General features: G+C 25.4%; 1 protein-coding gene and 1 pseudogene. Both read left to right on the forward strand.

The features are described 5' to 3' along the window. A pseudogene (locus OL66_RS04035) lies at positions 1-569 on the forward strand (DUF2963 domain-containing protein); the annotation flags it as partial. Between the two features lie 31 nt (positions 570-600). Continuing rightward, the coding region (locus OL66_RS03745) for a DUF2963 domain-containing protein (RefSeq protein WP_320408520.1) at positions 601-739 on the forward strand (139 nt) is incomplete at its 3' end.

Consider the following 739-nt stretch of genomic DNA (forward strand, 5'->3'; position numbering starts at 1 on the left):
AAGAATTTGATGATAATGAAGAAAAGTTTAAAGAAATAGATAAAAATGGTAAAGTTAAATTTTTTAAAACTAAACTTTATCAAAATATTTCGGATTTTAAGAAATTATCTGCTAATGTTTTCCAATTAAGAGAAGTTGGCTTTACAGCAAAAGAATTAAAAGATGTAGGAATTACTGATAAAGAATTAGCAGATTCTGGTTATCATTTAAAAGATGTAGTATATACTCAAAAAGTATTAAGTGATGCTCATTTAAGTTTAGAACCTTTAAAAAAAGTTATATATACTTTACAACAATTAAAAGAAGCAGGATATAGTGAAAAATATTTAAAAGATGTAGTATATACTCAAAAAGGATTAAGTGATGCTAATTTAAGTTTAGAACCTTTAGAAAAAGTTATATATACTTTAAAACAATTAAAAGATGCAGGATATAAATTAAAAGATTTAAAAGATGTAGGATATAGTTTGCAACAAGCAAAAGAAGCAGGATTTAGTGCAAAAGAATTAAGAGAAGTTCGCTTTACAGCAAAAGAATTAACAGATGCTGGATTTAATTTAAATAATTAAAGAAATAACATTTGTATCTGATGGCAAAACAATTAATTTTATTAATGAATATGACCCTCAAACAGGTAAAACAATTAATTATATTAAGTATAAAAGTATTCAAAGACGAGCAGAGCGAACTAGGCGTCCAGCCGAAGTATACTTAGATTACCTATTACACCCCTCCTATA

The organism is Chrysanthemum yellows phytoplasma, from assembly GCF_000803325.1.
Classification (GTDB): domain Bacteria; phylum Bacillota_I; class Bacilli_A; order Acholeplasmatales; family Acholeplasmataceae; genus Phytoplasma; species Phytoplasma asteris.